Below are 8,143 nucleotides of genomic sequence, written 5' to 3' on the forward strand. Positions count from 1 at the left end.
GAAGGAGTCGGCAAGTGTATCAGGCCTGGGGCTTTCCTCGGCTCAGGGACCACAGGCTGAACACCGGCCCCGGCAACAGCAAAAGCGCCACCCAGACATCCCAGACGCTCCAGAACCCGCTGGTGAGCCATATTGCCGGCAGCGTCAGGCCAAAGCCGACCGCGTTCATGACCGCCAGCGACGAACCCACGGTTTCCTTCGGTGCGGTCGAGGCCGCCAGTGCAGAGAATTGCGGTGAATCGGCCACTACCGCCACGCCCCAAACCAACAGCAAAACCATTAACAACAAAGGCGGCAGCCCGTTCATCCAGGGATAGAGCAGACACAGAGCCCCGGACACCATCAGCGCCCGCCGGGCCACCCACTCACTGCCCAGGGTCCGACTGAGCCGACCGCCACCGATACAGCCGGCAGCGCCGATGCCGATTACCGCAAATGACAGCCAGGGTATCAAAGCCTCACCCTGCCCCAGCCTTTGAAGTTCTCGCCCGATCAACAGCGGCACCAAGGTCCAGAAGGCATATAGCTCCCACATGTGGCCAAAATAACCGCCGGCCACGGCCCTGAAGCGGGGACTACTCAAAGCCGCCAGCCCCTGACTGAGCGGGAGACGACCACTGGCTTTGGGCAGGTGCGGCCCATCGCCCAACAGAAATACCAACAACCCGCCCAGAAGTGCCAGGCAGGAAGATGCGAGCAGTGGCCACTCCCAGGGCATGCCCAGCGTTGCCCCACGCATAAGATGCGGCAGAGCTGTACCCAAGGTCAGCATGCCCACCAGCCAGGCCAGGGCCGCTCCGGCATATTTGGGCGTCCAGGCAATGACCAGTTTCATACCCAGAGGATAGATGCCGGCCAGGCACAGGCCGGTGGCGAACCGCAGCAGGCTGTCCAGCGGAAATACTCCGGCCACCGTCACGAAAGCCGCATTCGCAAGGGCACCCAGCAGGCTCGATACAAGGAAAATCCGACTGGCGCCGAAGCGGTCTGCCAGCCCGGTCACCGCCAGGGCAAGCGTACCCGCAATAAAGCCGGCCTGAACCGAGAGCGTCAACCGGCCCAGATCCGATTCCGCCAGCCCCAGCTCGGCGGACAGGGATAACCAGACTCCGTTGATACTGAACCAGAGAGATGTGCCAAAGAGTTGCGCCAGCACAATGACTGGCAGGGGGAAGCGCCGAAGTAACCCGATCATTTTATTGTCTTTGTTGCAGCCAGCTGGCTGAAGCCTGGCTTGTCCGCGCGCTCCGGCAACCATACTGACAACACGGCCGCTGTGGCTACCAGGGCTGCGGAAATCCACAGGCAGGCCTCCAGCCCGTAGGCCTGATACACCCAACCAGACAGGATGGTACCCAGTAATCTGCCCGCCGCATTGGACATGTAGTAAAAACCCACATCCAGCGACACACCATCACCCCGGGCATAGCTGACAATCAAGTAGCTGTGCAGGGAGGAGTTGATGGCAAACAGCACCCCGAACAGCAGCAAACCGCCGATCACCACCGCCTGTGCCGACCAGCCGGCCATCAAGGCCCCGGCAATGGCCGCCGGAACCACCGCCAGCAAGGCCGCCCAAAGCACGGCACCGGATTTACCGTTGGAGTGTCCGGTGATTTTGGGTGCAATGGTCTGGATAAAGCCATAGCCGATAATCCAGCTGGCCATAAAACCGCCCACCTTCCAGTGGTCCCAGCCGAACACCGTGGCCATGTAGACCGGCAGGGCCACCACGAACCACACATCCCGGGCACCGAACAGGAACATCCGGGCGGCCGACAGCACGTTAATGGCCCGGCTCTTGGACAGGATCTCGCTGAACTTCGGCTTGGCCTTACTCTTGCCCAGATCCTGCCCCAGCAGGAACAGGCTGGCCAGCCACACCAGCCCCAGCGCCACTGCCATGAGGATCACCGCGCCGGTAAAGCCGGCTGCCATCAGCAGTACGCCGCCCAGAAAGAAGCCCACCCCTTTCAGGGTGTTTTTGGAGCCGGTGAGGATCGCCACCCACTTGTACAGGGTGGCCTGCTGCTCGTCCGGAACCAGCAACTTGATGCCGCTCTTGGCGGACATCTTGTTCAGGTCCTTGGCAATGCCGGACAACGCCTGCGCCGCCATCACCCAGGGCACCGTGAGCATGGCCGCCGGCACCGCCAGCATGGCCAGGGCCACAATCTGCAGAAACAGCCCGATATTCATGGTGCGGTTCAGGCCCATACGGGCCCCCAGATAGCCGCCCACCAGGTTGGTCACCACCCCGAAAAACTCGTAGAAGATGAACAACAGGGCGATTTCCAGCGGCGAGTAGCCCAGCTGGTGGAAGTGCAGCACCACCAGCATCCGCAGGGCGCCATCCGTGAGGGTGAAGGCCCAGTAGTTACCGGTGATCACCAGGTACTGGCGGATGGCCGCGCTCATATCAGGCCAGCCCTGCCTTGCGGGCCAGTTCCACGGTGCGGTTGGCGTAGCCCCATTCGTTGTCGTACCAGGCGTAGATTTTCACATGGGTGCCATTGACCACCAGGGTGGACAGGGCATCGACGATGGATGAGCGGGGGTCGGTCTTGTAGTCGATGGACACCAGCGGGCGCTCTTCATAGCCCAGAATGTCTTTCAGCTCGCCCTCGGCGGCTTCTTTCAACAACCGATTCACAGTGTCCCGGTCGGTCGGCGTCTCCACTTCAAACACGCAGTCGGTCAGCGACGCGTTGATCAGCGGAATCCGCACCGCGTGGCCATCCAGCTTGCCTTTCAGCTCCGGAAATATTTCGATAATCGCGGTGGCGGAACCGGTGCTGGTGGGAATCAGCGAACTGCCACAGGCACGGGCCCGGCGCAGATCCTTGTGGGGTGCGTCGATGATGGTTTGGGTGTTGGTCAGGCTGTGGATGGTGGTCAGGGAACCGTGTTTGATGCCCAGTTTCTCGTGGATGACCTTCACTACCGGCGCCAGGCAGTTGGTGGTGCAGGAGGCTGCCGTGATGATTCGGTCATTGGCCGGGTCGAAGATGTGTTCGTTCACGCCCAGCACGATGTTCTTCGCGCCCGGCTCTTTCACCGGGGCGGTCACCACCACCCGCTTCACACCCTGATCCAGGTAGCCCTGCAGCACGGCAACTTTCTTGTTCACGCCACTGGCCTCGATGACCAGGTCGCAACCAGACCAGTCAGTATCGGCAATGGCTTTGTTGTGAGTCACGCGGATGCGCTGGCCGTCAATCACCATCTCATCGCCATCGGCGGTGGCTTCGTAGTTCCAGCGGCCATGCACGCTGTCAAAGTTCAGCAGGTGCGCCAGCGTGTTGGTGTCAGCCCCCGGGTCGTTGATGGCCACAAATTCCAGCTCCGGCCAACCCCAGGCGGCCCGCAGAGCCAAACGGCCAATGCGACCAAATCCGTTAATACCTACCTTGATCTTGCTCATGGTGTTCTCCTTGCGAGGTTCGCAATCCTTGTAAATTCGTGATCAGGGGCACTGCACTGCCGGGCGGTCTGCCATGGCCTGCAACCTCGCCAGGGGCTGCCCGATCAGTGCCGCATTGTTCCGGGCGGTTTCCTCCAGCACCCGCACCATCCAATCTGGTAGATGCGGACTAAGATAATAATAGACCCATTGGCCCCGGCGCTCTGTTTCCAGCAGGCCGGCCTCCCGCAGGGAGGCCAGGTGCCGGCTGACTTTTGGCTGGGGCGCTTCAAAGGCCGCCATCAGTTCACACACACACAGCTCGCCATGGCGGTAGATCAGCAGCGTGGCTGCCAGCCGGAGTTCATCTCCCAATGCCTTGAACACAGTCACCGGATTGTAATGGGCTTGACCTTTCATATTTACCGACCAATATATACGCTTATTCGAATATGCAGTTTTTCGCATATTAGTGTGACACAGTGATGACGTAAAGGATCGACGATCAACATGCCAACCGCGGATCTTCCCAATATTAAAGCTGAGCTGTTCAATGCTCCCACGGCATCGAAGGTATTCGAGGCCCCGGCCTCAGAACATCCCGCCCGGATTCTGCTGCTGTACGGCTCCCTGCGCGAGCGCTCTTTCAGCCGCCTGGCGGTGGAAGAAGCCGCCCGCCTGCTGGAAGCGATGGGTGCGGAAACCCGCGTCTTTAATCCGAGGGGACTGCCCCTGGCCGATGCCGAAGATGCCTCCCACCCGAAGGTTCAGGAGCTGCGGGAGTTGGTGCAGTGGAGCGAAGGCATGGTGTGGTGCTCACCGGAACGCCACGGCGCCATGACCGGCATCATGAAAACCCAGATCGACTGGATTCCCCTGTCCATGGGCGCCGTTCGGCCGACTCAGGGCAAAACCCTGGCGGTGATGCAGGTGTGCGGCGGCTCCCAGTCATTCAACGCAGTCAACCAGTTGCGGGTGCTGGGCCGCTGGATGCGCATGGTGACCATCCCGAACCAGTCGTCCGTACCCAAGGCGTTCATGGAATTTGACGACAACGACCGGATGAAGCCTTCGGCCTACTACGACCGTATCGTGGATGTCATGGAGGAGCTGGTAAAGTTCACCCTGCTGGTGCGGGACCGCAGCGATTACCTGACCGACCGCTATTCCGAACGCAAGGAAAGCGCCGAAGAACTGTCGAAGCGTGTGAACCAACGCTCCATTTAAGGATGTGCAATGAGCAGTAACAGCGATGTGAACCCGGCTGAAGCGACCGAAGGCGGCATGGACCTGTTCGGGCGTTACCTTTCGGTGTGGGTGGCACTGGCTATTGTGGCCGGTGTAGCCCTCGGGCAGCTCGCCCCCTCAATCCCCGAGACCCTGTCCCGCTTCGAATACGCCCAGGTGTCCATTCCCATCGCCATCCTGATCTGGGCAATGATTTTCCCCATGATGGCGCAGATTGATTTCAGCGCCATTGTCGGCGTTCGCAAGGAGCCAAAAGGGCTCGCCATCACCACCATCGTGAACTGGCTGATCAAACCCTTCACCATGTTTGCCATTGCCTGGTTCTTCCTGATGGTGGTGTTCGAGCCCTGGATCGCCCCGCAACTGGCCAGCGAATACCTGGCCGGCGCCATTCTGCTGGGCGCCGCCCCCTGCACCGCCATGGTGTTTGTCTGGAGTTACCTGACCCGCGGCGATGCCGCCTACACCCTGGTGCAGGTGTCCCTGAACGACATCATCATGCTGTTCGCCTTCGCCCCGATTGTGGTGTTCCTGCTGGGTATTTCCGACATCCAGGTACCCTGGGATACGGTGATTCTGTCGGTGGTGCTGTACATCGTGATTCCGCTCACCGCCGGCTACCTGACCCGCCGCATCCTGATCGCCCGCAACGGCCAGCAGTGGTACGACGAGGTCTTTATGAAACGCCTCGGCCCGGTGACCCCGGCGGCGCTGATTGTCACCCTGGTTCTGCTGTTTGCCTTTCAGGGCGAAGTCATTCTGGAAAACCCGCTGCACATTGCCCTGATTGCCGTGCCGCTGATTATCCAGACCGTACTGATCTTCTTTATCGCCTACGGCTGGGCAAAATTATGGAAGGTACGCCACTGCATCGCCGCCCCCGGTGCCATGATCGGTGCCAGTAACTTCTTTGAACTGGCGGTGGCCGCCGCCATCGCCCTGTTCGGCCTGCAATCCGGGGCGGCGCTGGCCACGGTGGTGGGCGTACTGGTGGAAGTGCCGTTGATGCTGATGCTGGTGCGCATAGCCAATAACACCCGGGACAAGTTCCCGGCCTGATCAGAGATTGTCTTTGGGAGTGAATATGGCCCCTGGCCCGGTGTCAGTTGCACGAATTCGGGAAATTTTCCTGGCCTTCCTGGCCCTGGGCCTGACCTCCTTTGGCGGCCCGGCGGCCCATCTGGGTTATTTCCGTAATGAGTTTGTGGCCCGGCGCCGCTGGCTGTCAGAGCAGGACTATGCAGACCTGGTCGCCCTGTGCCAGTTCCTGCCCGGGCCCGCCAGCAGCCAGGTGGGGTTTGCCCTTGGCCTGCAGCGCGGTGGCGGCTGGGGCGCTGCCGCCGCCTGGACCGCCTTTACCCTGCCCTCGGCCATCATCCTGGTGGCCTTTGCACTGAGCGCCAGCCTGCTCGACGGCGCGGTCAGTCAGGGCATTATCCACGGCTTGAAAGTCGCAGCGGTAGCCGTGGTGGCCCACGCCGTGCTGGGTATGGCGCGCACCCTGTGCCCGGATCAGCAACGGGCCGGCATCGCGCTGGCAGCGGTTCTGCTGGTGGTGTTTGTGGGCGGCACAGCCGGGCAGGTTTCTGCGATTCTGGTCGGAGCCCTTGCGGGCCTGGTGCTGTGCCGTTCTGCCAACGACGGCGCCGCCGGACATTCCGGCATCTCAGTGTCGGCGGGAACCGGCCGGCTGACGGCTGTTTTGTATGTCTTCCTGCTGGCCGGCCTGCCCCTGCTGGCGTGGCTCGCGCCCTCGGCCCCGCTGGATATGCTTGATGGCTTCTACCGCGCCGGGGCCCTGGTCTTCGGCGGCGGCCACGTGATGCTGCCGCTGCTGGAAGCGGAAGTGGTACAGACCGGCCGGGTAACCTCCGATGAATTCCTCGCCGGCTACGGCGCCGCCCAGGCCATCCCCGGCCCGCTGTTCACCTTTGCCGCCTATCTGGGTGCCGTGATGGGGCCCTCTGCACCAATTATCTGGGCCGCGCTGGCCCTGCTGGCCATTTTCCTGCCCGGCATGCTGATCCTGATGGCGGTACTGCCGCACTGGAACAACTTCCGCCGCTGGCACCGCGCCCAGGCGCTGATGCGCGGCGCCAACGCGGCTGTGGTGGGCATTCTCGGTGCCGCGCTGTACCAGCCGGTATTCACCAGCGCCATCGTCGGACCCGGCGAGTTTGCCCTTGGCCTGACGGGGTTTATGCTGCTAAGCGTATGGAAACTCCCGGCCTGGGGCGTGGTGATCGTGATGGCCGCCGGCGGCGTGCTGCTGGGAGCGTAACCTGCTGCGCCTGTTCAGCCGGCAGCCACCCTGCTAATATCGCGCTCGTTTTCTGAGCGCGCCAAACCCGTTAACCAGCACCACCGACCGGAATTAAAAGAATGGATGTTTACCAGGCCCTTTTCCTTGGCCTCCTCCAGGGACTGACCGAATTCCTGCCCATCTCCAGCTCCGCCCACCTGATTCTGACACCGGCTTTCTTTGGCTGGGAAGACCAGGGCGTGGGCTTTGACCTGTCGGTGCATGTGGGCACGCTTCTGGCCGTGGTGCTTTACTTCCGCCGGGATGTCTTTGGCGTTGCCCGGGACGGCCTGATCTCCATCCACCAGCGCAAAATCGTCGGCCAGGGCGCCCTGGCCTGGTACCTGGTCATCGGCACCATTCCCGCAGGCCTCGCAGGCCTGGCCCTGCTCGACATGATCGACAACGAACTGCGCGGCGCCTCGGTGATCTTCTTCACCACCCTGGTGTTCGGCATTCTGCTTGGCATTGCCGACTGGCTGCCGAAACGCCAGCGCACCATGGATACCCTGAACTGGAAAGACGCCGTCGTCGTCGGCATCGCCCAGGCCATGGCCCTGGTCCCCGGCACCTCACGCTCCGGCGTCACCATCACCGCCGGCCTGTTCCTGGGCATGACGCGGGAAACCGCCTCGCGGTTTTCGTTCCTGCTGGCGATTCCGATTATTGTGCTGGCGTCTGCCGTTAAATTGCTGGATGTGGCTTCATCCGATGTGATCGTAGACTGGAGTGGCTTCCTGATTGGCGGCGTAACCTCGTTCCTGATGGCCATCACCGCCATCCACTTCTTCCTGAAGTGGCTGAACAAGGTGGGCATGTGGCCGTATGTTCTCTACCGGATTGTTCTGGCTGGGGTGATTTACGCGGTTCTGATGTAATCGCGGTTTGGGAGTTTTGTTCTTCGGGTGCCGGCCTCGACCTTGGGAGGTGGCAGGCATCAGGAAGGGCTTTCCAAAAAGCGCTCGAGTTTCCTGGCATTGGAGGTAGGCAGGTATCGGGGTGCGTATTCCGGCGAACGTGAACGCCCATTCTGGCTGAACGTGAACACTCTTTTTCTTAACGCATCACCCACCGAGGTTTGTACCCCGGGTGTTCACGTTCAGTCAATTTCCTGAAGTCGTTTTCTCATCGACTCTCCCTTCAGAGCCCAGCGATGGGCGTTGTGCATGAGCCGATCCAGGATGGCGTCA

Annotated in this window: 9 protein-coding genes; 4 read left to right on the forward strand and 5 right to left on the reverse strand. The window is 61.5% G+C overall.

Annotated features, from left to right (window positions below):
* Positions 1-19: 19 nt before the first annotated feature.
* Genes H3Z84_RS16720 through H3Z84_RS16735 form a run of 4 tightly spaced genes read right to left on the reverse strand, consistent with a single transcriptional unit; the run spans position 20 to position 3,823 of the window.
* Positions 20-1,195: an MFS transporter gene (locus H3Z84_RS16720; RefSeq protein ID WP_199458270.1), complete on the reverse strand. Its 1,176-nt coding sequence runs from the start codon at positions 1,193-1,195 to the stop codon at positions 20-22.
* Entirely contained in the window at positions 1,192-2,418 is a 1,227-nt protein-coding gene (gene arsJ, locus H3Z84_RS16725) for an organoarsenical effux MFS transporter ArsJ (RefSeq protein ID WP_199458271.1), read from the reverse strand. The genes H3Z84_RS16720 and arsJ overlap by 4 nt, the downstream gene beginning before the upstream one ends.
* Position 2,419: 1 nt before the next feature.
* A complete protein-coding gene (locus H3Z84_RS16730) occupies positions 2,420-3,424 on the reverse strand; it encodes an ArsJ-associated glyceraldehyde-3-phosphate dehydrogenase (protein WP_199458272.1) in 1,005 nt (334 codons plus the stop codon).
* Between the two features lie 42 nt (positions 3,425-3,466).
* The gene (locus H3Z84_RS16735) at positions 3,467-3,823 is read right to left on the reverse strand and encodes a metalloregulator ArsR/SmtB family transcription factor (protein WP_199458273.1); all 357 of its coding nucleotides are present in this window, start codon (positions 3,821-3,823) and stop codon (positions 3,467-3,469) included.
* Between the two features lie 90 nt (positions 3,824-3,913).
* Between H3Z84_RS16735 and arsH the strand changes: the two genes are divergently transcribed.
* From arsH to H3Z84_RS16755, 4 genes are all read left to right on the forward strand, one after another.
* Positions 3,914-4,630: an arsenical resistance protein ArsH gene (arsH, locus tag H3Z84_RS16740; protein ID WP_199458274.1), complete on the forward strand. Its 717-nt coding sequence runs from the start codon at positions 3,914-3,916 to the stop codon at positions 4,628-4,630.
* Between the two features lie 9 nt (positions 4,631-4,639).
* On the forward strand, positions 4,640-5,710 hold the full coding sequence (gene arsB, locus H3Z84_RS16745) for an ACR3 family arsenite efflux transporter (protein WP_199458275.1): 1,071 nt from the start codon (positions 4,640-4,642) through the stop codon (positions 5,708-5,710).
* A 25-nt stretch (positions 5,711-5,735) separates the two neighbouring features.
* Positions 5,736-6,932, forward strand: coding sequence for a chromate efflux transporter (gene chrA, locus H3Z84_RS16750; RefSeq protein ID WP_199458276.1), 1,197 nt, complete (start codon positions 5,736-5,738; stop codon positions 6,930-6,932).
* Between the two features lie 101 nt (positions 6,933-7,033).
* The gene (locus tag H3Z84_RS16755; protein WP_199458277.1) at positions 7,034-7,831 is read left to right on the forward strand and encodes an undecaprenyl-diphosphate phosphatase; all 798 of its coding nucleotides are present in this window, start codon (positions 7,034-7,036) and stop codon (positions 7,829-7,831) included.
* A gap of 221 nt (positions 7,832-8,052) precedes the next feature.
* Here the strand turns inward: H3Z84_RS16755 and H3Z84_RS16760 are convergent.
* On the reverse strand, positions 8,053-8,143 hold a 91-nt coding region (locus H3Z84_RS16760; RefSeq protein ID WP_228285802.1), incomplete at its 5' end, for an ATP-binding protein.

Source organism: Marinobacter sp. bablab_jr003, assembly GCF_016464245.1.
Lineage (GTDB): Bacteria > Pseudomonadota > Gammaproteobacteria > Pseudomonadales > Oleiphilaceae > Marinobacter > Marinobacter vinifirmus.